Consider the following 14,977-nt stretch of genomic DNA (forward strand, 5'->3'; position numbering starts at 1 on the left):
GGCACCTCCCACCCTGATCACGTCAGCGAGGGCCCGAACGTTGCAAACCCTCAGTCGGGCTCGGGGAGCGCCGGCGTCGGCAGCGCCAGTTTCTCGTCCGGTTTGGCGGCCAGTACGTCGTGCACGTACGAGCGGGCCGCCTCCATCGTGTCGACCTCGTGGCCGGCCTGCTCGGACAGGAACCAGCGGTGTTCGAGGACCTCGTGGAAGACCTCGGCGGGCTCGAGCTTGCGCTTCAGGTCGCGGGGGACCGAGCGCACGACCGGTTCGAAGACCTCGGTCAGCCACTGGTGGGCGACGATCTCCTCGTCCTCGTTCTGCTGGTCGGTCGCGGCGGCGAACGCGTCCAGGTCGTTGAGCAGCCGGCGGGCCTGGTTCTCCTCGACGTCCAGGCCGGTCAGCCGGAGCAGGCGGCGGGAGTGGTGGCCGGCATCCACGACCTTCGGCTGGATCCGGACCTGGCTGCCGTCCCAGTCGGTGATGATGTCGATCTCGGCGACGTCGAAGCCGAGCTCGTTCAGCCGCCGGATCCGCGAGTCGAGCCGGTGCATCTCGTCGGTGGCGAACTCCTCCGGCGCGGTCAGCTCCGCCCACAGCGCCTCGTACCGCTTCTGGATCGACTCGACCGTCTCCTGCGGGTCGATCGACTCGTCGAGCAGACCGCCCTCCTGCAGGTCGAGTAGTTCGCCGAACAGGTTGATCTCCGCGGTGTACAGGTCGTGGGCCCGCTGGCCGTCGGAGATGTCCTGGTGCAGCTCACCGGTCTCGGCGTCGACCAGGTACGCCGCGAACGCGCCCGCGTCCCGCCGGAACAAGGTGTTGGACAGCGAGCAGTCGCCCCAGAAGAACCCGAGCAGGTGCAACCGCACGATCAACGCGACCAGCGCGTCGATCAGCCGGTTGACCGTGTCGGGGCGCAGCGTGCTCGAGAACAGCGCGCGGTACGGCAGGGAGAACTGCAGGTGCCTGGTGATCAGGATCGAGTCGATCGGCTCGCCGTCGCGGTCGACCCGGTCGGTGATTACACCAACGGGCTCGACCGACGGCGCCTCCAGGCGTTCGAGGTCGCGGAGCAGCCGATACTCGTGCATCGCCAGGTGCTCGAGGACCTCCTTGATCGCGTACACGGTGCCGTTGACCCGGACGAAGCGGACCACGTGCCGCGAGATACCGCGCGGCAGGGCGACCAGCTGGTCCTCGGGCCAGTCCTCGAGCGGGACGTCCCAAGGAAGCGACAGCAGGCCGGTATCCGGGCGGGTGGCGACGAATCGGGGCACGGCTCCCAGTCTGTCAGGAATCCTGAGGGTTCAGCGAGGTACGCAAGTGCTTGCAAATTCTTGCGTGATCAGGCGTAGAGTTTGCGGCATGACACGACGACTTGCAGAGGTGGCGAAGAAGGTCGGCGTCAGCGAAGCGACCGTGAGCCGGGTCCTGAACGGGAAGCCGGGGGTCTCCGAGGCGACCCGGGAAGCGGTGCTCACCGCGCTCGACGTGCTGGGGTACGAGCGTCCGACGCAGCTGCGCGGCGACCGCGCCCGGCTCGTCGGCCTGGTCCTGCCGGAGTTGCAGAACCCGATCTTTCCCGCGTTCGCCGAGGTCGTCGGCGGGGCGCTCGCACAGCAAGGTTTCACCTCCTTGCTCTGCACCCGGACGGTCGGCGGCGTGTCCGAGGCCGACTACGTGGATCTGCTCCTGCAGCAGCAGGTTTCCGGGGTGGTGTTCGCCGGCGGGTTCTACGCGCAGGCGGACGCGCCGCACCAGCACTACGAGCTGATCCAGGAGCGGAAGCTGCCGACCGTGCTGGTCAACGCGGCGGTCGATCACCTCGGGTTCCCGCAGGTCTCGTCGGACGACTACGTCGCCGCCGAGATGGCGATCGGGCACCTGCGAGCGCTCGGTCACCAACGGATCGGGATGGTGCTCGGCCCGCGCGACCACATTCCGTCGCGGCGGAAGCTGGAGGCGTTCCTGGCCGCCGACGAGGCGGATCCGAAGCTGGTCGAGCACACGATGTTCTCGCTCGAGGGCGGGCACGCGGCCGCGACCCGGCTGGTCAGCTCCGGCGTCACCGGCATCGTCTGCGCCAGCGACATCCTCGCCCTCGGCGCGATCCGCGCCGTCCGGCGGGCCGGCCTGCGCGTCCCCGACGACGTCTCGGTGATCGGGTACGACGACTCCGCGATGATGAACTGCACCGACCCGCCGCTCACCACCGTCCGCCAGCCGATCGACGCGATGGGCCGCGCCGCGGTCGACATGCTGGTCGCCCTGATCGAGCGCGCCGTCGTACCGGCCGACGAGCTGCTCTTCGAGCCGGAACTCGTCGTCCGCGCCTCCACCGCCCGCGCCCGGATCTAGTTCTCCTGCACCTAGTTCCATTGCAACTAGTGACCCGCAGTACCGGCAGCCGCTGACCGATCTGGTCGGCGGCTGCTGTCGTCTGTCCTCCGGCAGGCAATCTCCCACGAGAAGTCACGTTTTTGCAATGTCAGATCGAAGTATTGCGATCCGGCGTCCATTTCCCTACGGTGTCCACACGATCCGAGGGAGAGGGTGGAAATGACGACAACGCGCCGCGGGCTCAGCCTGCTGCTGGTTGCGGGACTCGGGCTGGTGGCCGCGTCCTGTGGGTCGGGGGACGCGAACAAACCGGCCGCGGATGCCGACGGGCCGGTCACGATCACGGTCGGTTGCGAGCCGCCGAAGAGCAATCCGAAGGAGCGCGAGGCCTGGGAGGCGGACGTCGCCACGTTCCAGAAAGCGCACCCGAACATCACCGTCCAGGGCAAGGACGCGTTTCCCTGCATCAACCCCGACACGTTCCAGGCGAAGCTGGCCGGCGGGACGCAGGAGGATCTGTTCTACGTCTACTACACCGACGTCCAGAAGATCATCGAGAAGAAGCAGGCCGCCGACATCAGCCAGTACGTCGGCAGCGTCAACGCGGTCAAGGACCTGCGTCCGGACGTGATGGGCGTGTTCAAGGACGGCGACAAGACGTACGGCCTGCCGCGGAACAACTACAACATGGGCCTGGTCTACAACCGCAAGCTGTTCACGCAGGCCGGTCTGGACCCGGCCAACCCGCCGAAGACCTGGGAGGAGGTCCGCGCGGCGGCGAAGAAGATCGCCGCGCTCGGCCCGGGATACGTCGGGTACGGCGAGTACTCCGCCGGGAACACCGGTGGCTGGCACTTCGCCGCCGAGCTGTACGCGCGCGGCGGCTCGATGGTGAACGACGACGGGAAGACCGCCGCGTTCAACAGCGACGAGGGCAAGGCCGTCCTCGAGAACCTGAAGAAGATGCGTTGGGACGACAACTCCATGGGCACGAAGCAGTTGCTCCAGTGGGAGGACCTGATGCGGATGATGGGCGGCGGCAAGCTCGGCATGATGATCGGCGCGCCGGACGTCGTGCAGTCGGTGAACAACGACTTCAAGGGCAAGTTCGAGGACTACGGCGTCACCGCCGTACCGGAGTCGGACGGGAAGTCGTCGCTGAGTGGTGGTGACGGGTACATGTTCAACCCGAAGGCGTCGCCGGCGAAGATCAAGGCGGGGCTGCAGTGGCTCGAGTTCCACGAGCTCACGCCGGGCAAGGGCCAGTTCGACTACGCGCGCTCGAAGGAGCAGGGCCGCCCGGTCGGTCTGCCGATCCCGGACCTGTACGGGAAGAGTGCGCCCGGCACCGAGATCACCGCGCTCCGCAAGCAGTACGCGACGGTCCCGGTCGACAACTTCACGCCGTACGTCGATGCCCAGGGCAACATCACCAACAAGCTCGAACCGCCGAAGGCGCAGGAGCTGTACGCCGTCCTGGACGTGGCGATGTCCGCGGTCCTGACCCGCAAGGACGCCGATATCGACAAGCTCCTGAGTGACGCAGAGTCCAAGGCCAACAAGATCCTCGCGAAGAACACGTAATGTCGGTGACCGAGGAGCGGATCCGTCGTCCCGAGCTGGTGGGGACGACGGATCCGCAGTCCCCAGACGACCATGGCGCCCTGCGGCGAGCGGTGGGGCGCAACCTCACGGCGTACGGGTTTCTGTGTGGGGCTTTGATCTGTTTCGCCTTGTTTTCCTGGTATCCGATGATTCGGGAAGTTGTGCTGAGCTTTCAGCAGAACAACTTCGTGGACCCAGGAGTGTGGGTCGGGTTCGACAACTTCCGTACGGTGATCGCGGACCCGGCGTTCCGGTCCGCGTGGTTGAACACCGCGGCGTTCAGCGGGCTCGCGCTGGTGATCGGGTACGCCGTGCCGTTCGTGCTGGCCGTGGTGCTGAACGAGTTGAAGCACGCCAAGGCCTACCTGCGCTTCGTGGTCTACCTGCCGGTGATGCTTCCGCCGGCGGTCGCCGTACTGCTGTTCAAGTGGTTCTACGATCCGGGCGCCGGCCTCTTCAACCAGGCGCTCGACGCGGTGCACCTCCCGCCGCTGAGCTGGCTGGATTCGACGAATACAGCGCTGATCAGCCTGGTCATCGTGTCGACCTGGATGAACCTCGGCACCGGCACGCTCATCTACCTCGCCGCACTGCAGAGCATCCCCGGCGACCTGTACGAGTCCGCCGAGCTCGACGGCGCCGGCCTGTTCAGGCGCGTGTGGCATGTGACGGTTCCGCAGACCAAGCTGATCCTGCTGGTGATGCTGCTCCTGCAGGTCGTCGCGACGATGCAGGTCTTCATCGAGCCGTACCTGCTGACCGGCGGCGGCCCGGAGAACGCGACCGTGACGGTCGCCTACCTGATGTACCAGTACGCGTTCAACTTCGGTGACTTCGGCGGCGGCTCCGCCCTCGGCCTGATGCTGATGATCGTGCTGCTGATCTTCTCCACGATCTACCTGCGTGTGTCGCGCGAGGAGGAGGCCCGATGAGGACGCTGGTCTCGCCGCTCGCGCTCCGCACCCCGCGCGGACGGGTCATCTACTGGACGATCCTGACGGTCACGGTCGTCGGGTTCACCGGTGCGTTCGTGTTCCCGCTCTACTGGATGGTGACCGGCGCGCTGAAGTCACCCGACGAGCTCGCGCAGATCCCGCCCAGCTTCTTCCCGAAACACTTCGACCTGCAGGTGTACGCCGACGCGTGGGAACAGCTCCAGCTCGGAGTCTTCCTGAAGAACACCGTGCTGTACGCCGGTGGCGCGTGGCTGTTCACGCTCGCGGTCGACGTCAGCGCGGCGTACGCGTTGTCGAAGCTGCGGCCGATGTTCGGCAAGCTGGTGCTCGGCGCGATGCTGGCCACGTTGATGATCCCGCCGATGGTCCTGCTGCTGCCGACGTACCTGGTCGCGAAGGACCTGCCGATCTTTCACCTGGATCTGCTGAACACGCCGTGGGCGATCTGGTTGCCGGCGGCGGCGAACGGGTTCTTCGTGTTCCTGCTGAAGCGGTTCTTCGACTCGATCCCGCGCGAACTGCTGGAGGCCGCGGAGATCGACGGCGCCTCGCCGGCCAGGATCCTGTGGTCGATCGTGCTGCCGGTGTCGCGGCCGATCATCGGGGTGGTGTCGATCCTGTCCGTGGTGACGGTGTGGAAGGACTTCGTCTGGCCGCTGCTGGTCCTCCCGGAGACGGACAAGATGTCGATCAGCGTCGGCATCGCCTCCCTCTCGGCCCAGATGCCCCAGAACGTCCTGATCGCGTCTTTGGTCATCGCCAGCCTGCCCACCATCCTCGTCTTCTTCGTGTTCCAACGCAGCATCATGGCAGGCCTGACGGCCGGAAGCCTCAAAGGATAAGGAGATTCGATGGCCGACGAATGGTGGCGCGGAGCCGCGATCTACCAGGTCTACTTGCGGAGTTTTGCTGATGGCGACGGGGATGGGATCGGGGATCTCGCCGGGTTGCGGGCCAAGCTGCCGTATCTGGCTGAGCTCGGCGTGGATGCGATCTGGCTGAACCCGTGGTACCCGTCCCCGATGGCCGACGGTGGGTACGACGTCGCCGACTACCGCGCGATCGACCCGGCCTTCGGCACGCTCGAGGAGGCCGAGGCGTACATCGCCGAGGCGCACGCGCTGAACATCCGCACGATCATCGACATCGTGCCGAACCACGGCTCCGACCAGCAGGACTGGTTCGTGCAAGCCCTCAGCGCCGGCCCTGGTTCGCCCGAGCGCGAGCGGTTCCTGTTCCGTGCCGGCCAGAACGATGGACCGCCCAACGATTGGCAGTCGATCTTCAACGGGCCGGCCTGGACCCAGGTCGAGGACGGCGAGTGGTACCTGCACCTGTTCGCCCCCGAGCAGCCCGACTTCAACTGGCGCAACCCCGAGGTCGTCGAGGAGTTCCACGACATCCTCAGATTCTGGCTGGACCGCGGCGTCGACGGCATCCGGATCGACAGCGCCGCCGTACTCTTCAAGGACCTGGACAGCGTCGAGGAGTCGTACACCGATCACGACGAAGTACACGAGGTGTATCGCGGCTGGCGGCACATCACCGATCAGTACGACGGACGCTTCCTCGTCGGCGAGATGTGGATGCCGGACCAGGAACGTTTCGCGCTGTACCTGCGGCCGGACGAGATGCAGACCGCGTTCAACTTCGACTTCCTGTCCCGCCCGTGGGAGGCGGATGAACTGCGCGCCTCCATCGACCTGACCCTGTCGACGCACGTCCCGATCGGCGCACCACCGACCTGGGTCCTGTCGAACCACGACGTGACTCGCCCGGTCACGAAGTACGGCCGTCCGGACACGTCGTTCTCGCATCAGGACCGCAAGCACGGCATGCCCACCGACCTGGTCCTAGGTGAACGCCGAGCCCGCGCAGCCGCACTGCTGGCGATGGCCCTGCCCGGTGGCCTGTACGTCTACCAAGGCGAAGAACTAGGCCTCCCCGAGGTCGAGGACCTCCCCGACAACCTCCTCCAGGACCCCATCTTCACCCGCTCCAACGGCACCGACCGCGGCCGCGACGGCTGCCGCGTCCCCCTACCGTGGTCCGGCAAGGAACCCCCCTTCGGCTTCGGCACAGGGACTCCGTGGCTGCCTCAACCGGCTGACTGGAAAAACCTGACGGTCGAATCCCAGCAGCATGACCAGAACTCGATGCTCACGTTGTACCGCACCGGTCTGAGGTTGCGCCGAAGTCTCCTCGGCGACGGCGCACTGACCTGGGTGGACTCCGAGGCCGGAGTGCTGATGTTCCGGCGCGAGCAGCTGACCTGCGTCACCAACCTGACCGATGGATCCGTCGATCTGCCGGCACACGACGAGGTCCTACTCAGCAGCATCCCCCTCGACAGCGGCCGCCTCCCCGGCGACACCACAGCCTGGATCCGCTGACTGAGCACCCCGCTAGGGACCTTGAACAAGCTATTGCTTGTCCAAGGTCCCCAAGGCTTGTGTTCAGCGGACTCGACGGAAGTAGCTGGGTACTACGAGGACGGGGTTGAAGGATCCGCACTTGTCGATCCGGACCATCGAGGGACATCAAGCTTCCCCCACCTGTCGCGCTGGTTGTGGAGATTTGCCGTGACGAGATCCGCGATCCAGCGTGCGCGACGCTTCGATGTGTCCGGAACCTTCGCCTCATCGACTGCCTGATGGAACGCTGACGGGATCTGGTCTTTGATCGCCTTCGCTCTGGTGATCGATTCGTCTGTGCTCAGACCTAGCCGGCGTCCCGTGATAATCCAGTCCTCGTCGGTGACGGCGGCCATCTCCCACGTTCTGCCGATCTTCATCGCTGACTTCAGGCCGCGTTCCGGGTCGTACGGCAGCATGGTTGCCACATCGTAGAGAGGTGCCAGCCGGATATCACGGGAGCCGAGAAGCACCGAATAGTTCTTCGCGTGCGAGTCAGTGGCGCCGATAGCGGCATTGAAGACGACACAGTCGAACATTCTCCGCAGGTTCTCGCCTCGCGATCCACTCAGGCTGTTTCTGGCTAGAAGGTCGCCTATCTGCTGGATGCCCGGTCCGCCGTCGTCCTGATACTTCTTGGTTGGTGGAACAGACAGTGCTTGGCACATATCTTCCTGATGGAGCCTTGCCCATCGCCCGGAGTCCCTGACGCGGTCGTATCGTTGCGAGATGAGTACTTCGTAGCGGTCGTCAGCCAGCAACTCCGTCGATGCGGCAGGTAGGCCACACAACTGCGCGGCTCTGAGGCAGAGATGCTCGTTGAGGTGATGTCCTTGATAGTTGGGCATCGACGGTTTGAGAATGTGCGTTGTCGGTGTCGAGTCGCAAGGGATTCCCCAACGCCCATCCTCCGATCGGAACAGTGCGATTTTGCTCTGAGCCCCTGCAAGGCTCCACCGGCCGGCGTTTCGTCCTGGGTCCCAGGTATCGGGACTCTGAGCGAGTTCTGCCAAGGTTTGGTCAAAGGCTTCCCGGGTCAGCCACTCTATGTCGCCCTGGCGATTGGCGGCGTCGTTCGAAGCGATGTCCTCAGGAAGGATCTGAACTGCGCCGGCCGCATCGCGGCCGATGTGTCGGAGAAGGGCGAAGGGGTTGCTCGGGGAGACGTCGTACTTGCGTCCAAGGCGTTGGAGCGCTGCCTCGCTGTCTGGCAGGAGCCCCGAGATGAATGCGCGGACGGGCTTGTTTGGATGCCGGCTCGTTCCCTTTGGCATGGAGAGAGACAGCGGAGTGGTCGTTGGGTCCGTGCCGTATCCGTCGTCATACTCAAATGAGAGTTGGCCTTGGGGATTCTGGTGGAGGATCCCTGTTCGGACGCCGTCGAGATAGACAACAAGCCGGTCCTCAGCCATCCTCGCCGCTGCTCTCGTGCGTGGAGGATCGTGGCGCCGGTTTGCCCTCTGCAAGTCCGGTCAAGACGTCGTTCCAGAGTGCTTCTTGGGCCGTGTCGAGAGGTCCGCTATCAACTGCTGTCAAGGTCAGGCTCAGGGCGGCGAGTGTGTCGAGAACCAGTTGTATCTCCAGGCGTGGATGCCCTTGCTCGAGTCGCACCAGCCATTCGCGTGATACTCCTGCGAGCCGAGCAAGTTCGGCCTGGGTCAGCCTACGGTGGATCCGGGCGTCGCGTACTGCGGCGCCGACGTCCCTGACGGTGTGAAGTTCCATGACCTGTCTGACCTCCTTCATGTGGTCGTACGGCCACATTAGCAAATGTTGCCGTACGGCCACAATTAGAAGAGTGGCTGTACGGCAACATTATCGAATGTTGCCGTACGACCACACGCGTGAGGTCAACTGAGTGGGCGGAAGCGGCGAAGGCGGAGGCTGTTGGTTACTACGAAGACGGAGCTGAAGGCCATTGCGGCGCCGGCGAGCATGGGGTTGAGTAGGCCGGCGGCTGCGAGGGGCAGGGCGAGCACGTTGTAGGCGAAGGCCCAGAAGAGGTTGCCCTTGATCGTGCGCAGCGTGCTGCGGGAGAGGCGGATGGCGTCCACCGCGGCGCGCAGATCGCCGCGTACGAGGGTGAGGTCGCTGGCTTCGATCGCCACGTCGGTGCCGGTGCCCATGCTCAGGCCTAGGTCGGCCTGGGCGAGGGCGGCCGCGTCGTTGACGCCGTCGCCGATCATCGCGACCACGCGGCCTTCGTCCTGCAGCTTCTTCACCGCGTCGACCTTGCCGGCCGGCAGTACTTCGGCGATCACGTCGTCGATACCGACCTCAGCGGCGACCTTCAACGCAACCGCTTCGTTGTCGCCGGTCAGCAGAACCGGCCGAAGGCCCAGCTCTCGAAGCTCCCGGATCGCCTGCACGGACGTCGGTTTCACCGTGTCCGCGACCACCAGCACGGCGCGCGCCACCCCGTCCCAGCCGACCGCAACCGCAGTACTGCCCTCGGCCTCGGCGTGCTCCTTGGCGTGCGCGAGCTCGGGCGGCAGGTGCTGGCTCCATTCCTCCAGCAGCCGCGTCCGCCCGACGAGTACGGCGTGACCGTCGACGATCCCTTGCACACCAAGGCCTTCGACGTTCCCGAAGTCCTCGACCTCCGGCAGCTTCCCGGCCGCTGATGCGGCCCGGGCGACGGCCTGCGCGATCGGGTGTTCGCTGGAGTGCTCCAGCGCGCCGGCGAGCCGCAATACCTCGGCCCGCTCCTGACCGGGAGCCAGCAGTACGTCGACCAGCTCCATCCGGCCCGTGGTCACAGTGCCTGTCTTGTCCAGTACGACGGTGTCCACGCGCCGCGTGGACTCCAGCACCTCCGGGCCCTTGATCAGGATGCCCAACTGCGCGCCGCGACCGGTCCCGACCATCAACGCGGTCGGAGTGGCCAGGCCCAACGCACACGGGCAGGCGATGATCAGTACGGCGACTGCCGCGGTGAACGCGACCTCCACCGGCGAACCGTTCCCCAGCCAGAAGCCGAGCGTCGCCAGCGCCAGCCCGATCACGATCGGCACGAAGATGCCGGACACCTTGTCGGCCAGTCGCTGTACGGCGGCCTTCCCGTTCTGCGCGTCCTCGACCAGCCGCGCCATCTGCGCGAGTTGCGTGTCCGCGCCGACCCGGGCCGCCCGTACGACGAGCCGGCCGCCCGCATTGACGGTCGCACCAACGACCGCGTCGCCAGCGCCGACCTCGACCGGCACGGACTCGCCGGTCAGCATGGAAGCGTCGACCGCGCTGCTCCCGGTCACGACGACACCGTCGGTCGCGATCTTCTCGCCGGGCCGGACGACGAACTCGTCACCCACGATCAGTTGGTCGGCCGGGATCCGGGTCTCCGTCCCGTCCCGCAGTACGGCGACATCTTTCGCGCCGAGCTCGAGCAGGGCCCGCAACGCCGCGCCGGAGCGTCGCTTGGCGCGCGCCTCGAAGTACCGTCCGGAGAGGATGAACACGGTGACGGCGGTCGCCACCTCGAGGTAGATCTCCTCGGCCCCGCTGCCGCGGGACGGGATGAGCGTGAACGGCATCTTCATGCCGGGCTCGCCCGCCGAGCCGAGGAACAGGGCGTACAGCGACCAGAGGAACGAGCTCACGACGCCCAGCGAGATCAGCGTGTCCATGGTCGTGGCGGCGTGCCGCAGGTTCGTCCAGGCAGCCTTGTGGAACGGCCAGGCCGCCCACGTCACCACCGGGAACGCCAGCGTCAGCGACGCCCACTGCCACGAGTTGAACTGCAGTGCCGGGATCATCCCGAACGCGACCACCGGCACCGTGAGCACGATGCTCGCGATCAGCCGCTGCCGCAGGGGCTTCAGCTCATCCGGCTCCTCGGCATTCGTAGTGACGGCCGGTGTCGGCAGGGCCGCCGTGTAGCCGGTCTTCTCGACCGTGGCGACCAGGTCGTCGGTCGAGACGCCCTCGGGGTACGACACCTTCGCTTTCTCTGTGGCGTAGTTGACGGTCGCCGTGACGCCGTCCATCCGGTTCAGCTTCTTCTCGACCCGCGCGGCGCAGGAGGCGCACGTCATCCCACCGATGATGAGTTCAACGGACTGGTTGCTCATGTTCGTGTGCCTCCTCTTCGTGATTCGGTACTGCGGTGGGCGGGACGATCGTCGTACCGGTCGAGCTGACCTTCACCGTGAACTCCGCGGTGTGAACGGCGCCCGCGTGCTGGAAGTCCAGGAACAGGCTGTACGTGCCCGCGGTCGGGAAGGTCGTCATGAAGGTGATCGACGGACCGCCCTTCATCCCCGGATCGGCATGCTGCGCCGGGTGGTTGTGCAGGTAGGCCAGGTCACCACTGCGCAGCGAGACCAGGTGGCCGAAGGCGCCCAGGTACGGCTGCAGGTCGGTGACGGGCTTGCCGCCCTTGCTGACCGTGAACGTGAGCTGGGACTCCTTGCCCGCGATCGGGGTGCCGGCCAGCGTCACGTCGTACCCGTGGATGCTCGTGACGGCGGCCGGATCGTTCAGCGGGACCGGGATGTACAGACCGGAGACGTTGACGTCCGTGCCGAGGGTGATGTTCTTGTCCAGGCCGGTCGGCTGGAAGTCGGCGTACATCCGCCAGGTGCCGCCGGCGGTGAACGTGAACGGGATGCTCCACGTGCCGTCGGCCGCCATCGTCGGGTGCACGTGGTGGAACCCGGACAGATCCCGCCGGACGACGATCAGGTGCAGGTCCTTCTCGTGCGTCTTGGTGTACTTCGTGACCGGCTTGCCGTCCGGTCCGTTGATGGTGAAACGCAGCTCGGTCTTCGTGTCGGCGGTGAAGAATGTCGCAGCCGGTGCGAAGGTGTACCCGGCGTCGGACACCGCCAGGCCCGGCAGCTGACCGTCGGCGTCGTGCCCGCCCATGTCGCTCATGCCCATCTCCTGCGACTGCGAAGGTGTGTCGGCCGCCGCGATCGGGTCGACCGCGGAGCCGATGCCGTACGCCGCCCCGAAGGCGAGCGCCAGCACACCGGCGAACGCGCCGAGCCGGAGCGCGGCGGCCCGGCTCACGACGCCGCCAGTTCGTAACCTGCCTCGTCGACGGCCTCGCGAACGGCGGACTCGTCGAGCGCGGACTCACTCGTCACGTGCACCGCGGAGGTGCCGCCGGCAACGAGATCGATCTTCACGTCCTGGACGCCGACGAGCTTGCTGAGCTCCTCGGTGACGGCCGAGGTGCAGTGGCCGCAGGTCATGCCGGACACGGAGTAAGTGGTGGTGGTCATATGAGTGCTCCTTCAGGGATTGGCTGTCAGCTGCGGACCAGGCGGGCGATCGCGTCGGAGGCTTCGCGGACCTTCTCCTCCGCCTCGGCGCCGCCCTTCTGCGCGGCCTCGACCACGCAGTGCGAGAGGTGCTCGTCGAGGAGCTCCAGCGAGAACGACTGCAGCGCCTTCGTGGCGGCCGACACCTGGGTCAGGATGTCGATGCAGTACTTGTCCTCCTCGACCATCCGTTGCAGGCCGCGAATCTGCCCCTCGATCCGGCGCAGCCGCTTGAGGTGGCTGGTCTTCTCGGCGGTGTATCCGTGCACGTGCGCGTCCTCGGTGGTCATCTCAAACTCCTCATCTACCCCTCGGGGGTATGTCGACACGCCTGAAGTTACCCCCTATGGGTATCCGACGCAAGTCCTGAGGGCATACCTGTAGGGGGTATGTGAACCAGCCCACGGCCGGACAGTTGCGCGATCAGTCCGCTGAGCTGGGGTTCTTGCGTTGGTTGGCGTTGAAGCGCGCCTTCTTCTGGCGGTTCCCGCAGGTGTTCATGTCACACCATCTGCGGGTGCGGCTCTGGCTGGTGTCGAAGAAGGCGGCTCGGCAGGTCGGCGATGCGCACAAGGCCAGTCGTCCGTCTCGTTCGCCGGCGATGATGCTGATCGCGTCGGCGGCGATCACGCTGAGCGCGTCTTCCACGGGCGAATCCGAGCTGAGCAGCCATTGCCGCTGACCCTCGGGCGTCAGGACTGCCGCGGCTCGGCCCTGGGCGCTGCGGTCATTGATGACTTGGACGGCAGACGCTGGGAGAGGGTCCTGGATCGCGGCGGCTGTCGCGGCGGCGTGGATCGATTCCCGCAGTTCCCGGGCGAGCTCGAGTTGGGCGGGGGTGCAGGACGGCACGGCGAGGCCGCTCGCTGCCAGCCAGTCGACGAGGCGCTGCGGCGTGGGAATGCGCTCCACAGGGTTGCCCTGGCGCTCCGACAGAGTCCCCGTGAAGCTCGTCGCCAGCACGGTGCCGAGGCGGAAGTCGGGGAACCCAGCGCGCATGGAACCACCTTAGCTGGTTGCGCGACGGAGGGAAGGCTTGATAGAACCGTCTTAGACGGTTCACATCGGTTCACAGCCGGTTCCACAACGGCCAGGAGGTCTCATGTCCCGTCCAGGCAGCGACGTACAAGCATTTGAAGCCCGCGCAACTGACGCCGAGCTCGACGATCTGCGCAAGCGACTGGCTGCGGCGCGACTACCGGAAGCCGAGACGGTCTATCGCGCCGCGCCCGACCCTCGCCGATGGGATCAGGGCGTACCGCTCGCCGACCTCGTCGATGTCGTGAACTACTGGCGCACCGGGTACAGCTGGCGGTCGTTCGAAGAGCGCCTTGACCGGATCGGGCAGTTCCGCACGACCATTGATGGTTTGGGGATCCACTTCCTGCATCGCCGGTCCGCGCGTGCGGATGCGACTCCGCTGATCCTGACGCATGGTTGGCCAGGCAGCGTTGCCGAGTTCGTCGATGTGGTGGACGAGTTGGCGGATCCGAAGGATGCAGATGTGGCGGCGTTCCACGTCGTGGTCCCGTCGCTGCCCGGCTTCGGCTACAGCGACAAGCCGGTCACGACCGGGTGGGGAACCGAGAATATCGCGGCCGCATGGGTCGAACTGATGGGGCGGCTCGGCTACGACAGGTTCTTGGCCCACGGCGGTGACTGGGGCGGCAACATCACCACGGTCCTCGGCGGCAGGTTCCCGGCGCAGGTGCTCGGTATCCACACGACCTTCGCGGAGGCGCCGCCCGGGTTGACGACGGACGGGCTGACGGCGGTCGAGCGCGAGTGGACCGAGGAAACCCACCACTTCTGGCGCCACCGCGCGGCGTACGCGAAGCAGCAGGCGACCCGGCCGCAGACCATCGGCTACTCGCTCGTCGACTCACCGGTCGGGCTCCTGGCCTGGATCCTCGACAAGTTCGCCGAGTGGTCGGACACCGAGGACAGCCCGTTCGAGACGATCTCCCGAGACAGGATTCTGGACGACGTCACTCTGTATTGGCTGACGCGGACGGGCGCGTCGGCGGCGCGGATCTACTACGAGAGCCACAACTCGCTCGACCCCGAACTCCGCGTCGACGTCCCGTCGGCAATCACCATCTATCCCCGCGACATCGAGAAGTATCCGCGCGCGTGGTCCCAGGAACGGTATCGGCAGATCGTCCGCTGGAGGTCCCCGGAACGCGGAGGCCATTTCCCGTCGCTTGAGGTCCCCGAGCACTTCGTCAAAGACCTACAGGAGGGCCTCGGAGCAGTCCTGTCCGCCAGTCGGTGACCCGGCCAATGGGCGGCTTCACCAAGCACCCCCGCCGAGCAGCACGCGTGGGTCAACCACCACACCCGCCAACCACCGCATGCACGTAGTACGTGAACAAACCTGTCACGCTGTGCGTCTGCT

The 14,977-nt window shown here is 66.2% G+C and carries 14 protein-coding genes; 6 read left to right on the forward strand and 8 right to left on the reverse strand.

The window, feature by feature from the left end; translation table 11 throughout:
• Positions 1-50 precede the first annotated feature (50 nt).
• The gene (locus OHA18_RS19810) at positions 51-1,298 is read right to left on the reverse strand and encodes a DUF4032 domain-containing protein (RefSeq protein ID WP_329006138.1); all 1,248 of its coding nucleotides are present in this window, start codon (positions 1,296-1,298) and stop codon (positions 51-53) included.
• 67 nt (positions 1,299-1,365) lie between these two features.
• Here OHA18_RS19810 and OHA18_RS19815 point away from each other — a divergent pair, with 67 nt between their 5' ends.
• From OHA18_RS19815 to OHA18_RS19835, 5 genes are all read left to right on the forward strand, one after another.
• Complete coding sequence (locus tag OHA18_RS19815; RefSeq protein WP_329005626.1) at positions 1,366-2,358, forward strand: LacI family DNA-binding transcriptional regulator; 993 nt, start codon at positions 1,366-1,368, stop codon at positions 2,356-2,358.
• 201 nt (positions 2,359-2,559) lie between these two features.
• Complete coding sequence (locus OHA18_RS19820; RefSeq protein WP_329005627.1) at positions 2,560-3,924, forward strand: ABC transporter substrate-binding protein; 1,365 nt, start codon at positions 2,560-2,562, stop codon at positions 3,922-3,924.
• A 167-nt stretch (positions 3,925-4,091) separates the two neighbouring features.
• The gene (locus OHA18_RS19825; RefSeq protein WP_329005629.1) at positions 4,092-4,877 is read left to right on the forward strand and encodes a carbohydrate ABC transporter permease; all 786 of its coding nucleotides are present in this window, start codon (positions 4,092-4,094) and stop codon (positions 4,875-4,877) included.
• A complete protein-coding gene (locus tag OHA18_RS19830) occupies positions 4,874-5,743 on the forward strand; it encodes a carbohydrate ABC transporter permease (protein ID WP_329005630.1) in 870 nt (289 codons plus the stop codon). The genes OHA18_RS19825 and OHA18_RS19830 overlap by 4 nt, the downstream gene beginning before the upstream one ends.
• Positions 5,744-5,752: 9 nt before the next feature.
• On the forward strand, positions 5,753-7,294 hold the full coding sequence (locus tag OHA18_RS19835; protein WP_329005631.1) for a glycoside hydrolase family 13 protein: 1,542 nt from the start codon (positions 5,753-5,755) through the stop codon (positions 7,292-7,294).
• A gap of 92 nt (positions 7,295-7,386) precedes the next feature.
• Here OHA18_RS19835 and OHA18_RS19840 read toward each other — a convergent pair whose 3' ends face one another.
• The 7 genes from OHA18_RS19840 to OHA18_RS19865 all read right to left on the reverse strand — a co-directional run bounded on the left by OHA18_RS19840 (position 7,387) and on the right by OHA18_RS19865 (position 13,578).
• Entirely contained in the window at positions 7,387-8,727 is a 1,341-nt protein-coding gene (locus tag OHA18_RS19840; protein WP_329005633.1) for a type II toxin-antitoxin system HipA family toxin, read from the reverse strand.
• Positions 8,720-9,079 (reverse strand): helix-turn-helix domain-containing protein, encoded by a 360-nt coding sequence (locus tag OHA18_RS43340; RefSeq protein WP_442914396.1) that lies wholly within the window; start codon positions 9,077-9,079, stop codon positions 8,720-8,722. The genes OHA18_RS19840 and OHA18_RS43340 overlap by 8 nt, the downstream gene beginning before the upstream one ends.
• 86 nt (positions 9,080-9,165) lie before the next feature.
• On the reverse strand, positions 9,166-11,382 hold the full coding sequence (locus OHA18_RS19845; RefSeq protein ID WP_329005634.1) for a heavy metal translocating P-type ATPase: 2,217 nt from the start codon (positions 11,380-11,382) through the stop codon (positions 9,166-9,168).
• Positions 11,363-12,325, reverse strand: coding sequence for a hypothetical protein (locus OHA18_RS19850; protein ID WP_329005635.1), 963 nt, complete (start codon positions 12,323-12,325; stop codon positions 11,363-11,365). Before OHA18_RS19850 ends, OHA18_RS19845 begins: the two co-directional genes overlap by 20 nt.
• The gene (locus tag OHA18_RS19855; RefSeq protein WP_329005636.1) at positions 12,322-12,540 is read right to left on the reverse strand and encodes a heavy-metal-associated domain-containing protein; all 219 of its coding nucleotides are present in this window, start codon (positions 12,538-12,540) and stop codon (positions 12,322-12,324) included. Before OHA18_RS19855 ends, OHA18_RS19850 begins: the two co-directional genes overlap by 4 nt.
• A gap of 26 nt (positions 12,541-12,566) precedes the next feature.
• On the reverse strand, positions 12,567-12,869 hold the full coding sequence (locus tag OHA18_RS19860; RefSeq protein WP_442914397.1) for a metal-sensitive transcriptional regulator: 303 nt from the start codon (positions 12,867-12,869) through the stop codon (positions 12,567-12,569).
• Between the two features lie 133 nt (positions 12,870-13,002).
• Positions 13,003-13,578, reverse strand: a complete 576-nt coding sequence (locus OHA18_RS19865) for a CGNR zinc finger domain-containing protein (protein WP_329005637.1) — start codon at positions 13,576-13,578, stop codon at positions 13,003-13,005.
• A gap of 103 nt (positions 13,579-13,681) precedes the next feature.
• On the opposite strand from OHA18_RS19865, the gene OHA18_RS19870 reads away from it, so the two are divergent.
• Complete coding sequence (locus tag OHA18_RS19870; RefSeq protein ID WP_329005638.1) at positions 13,682-14,854, forward strand: epoxide hydrolase family protein; 1,173 nt, start codon at positions 13,682-13,684, stop codon at positions 14,852-14,854.
• Positions 14,855-14,977 lie beyond the last annotated feature (123 nt).

It is taken from the genome of Kribbella sp. NBC_00709, assembly GCF_036226565.1.
Taxonomy (GTDB): Bacteria; Actinomycetota; Actinomycetes; order Propionibacteriales; family Kribbellaceae; genus Kribbella.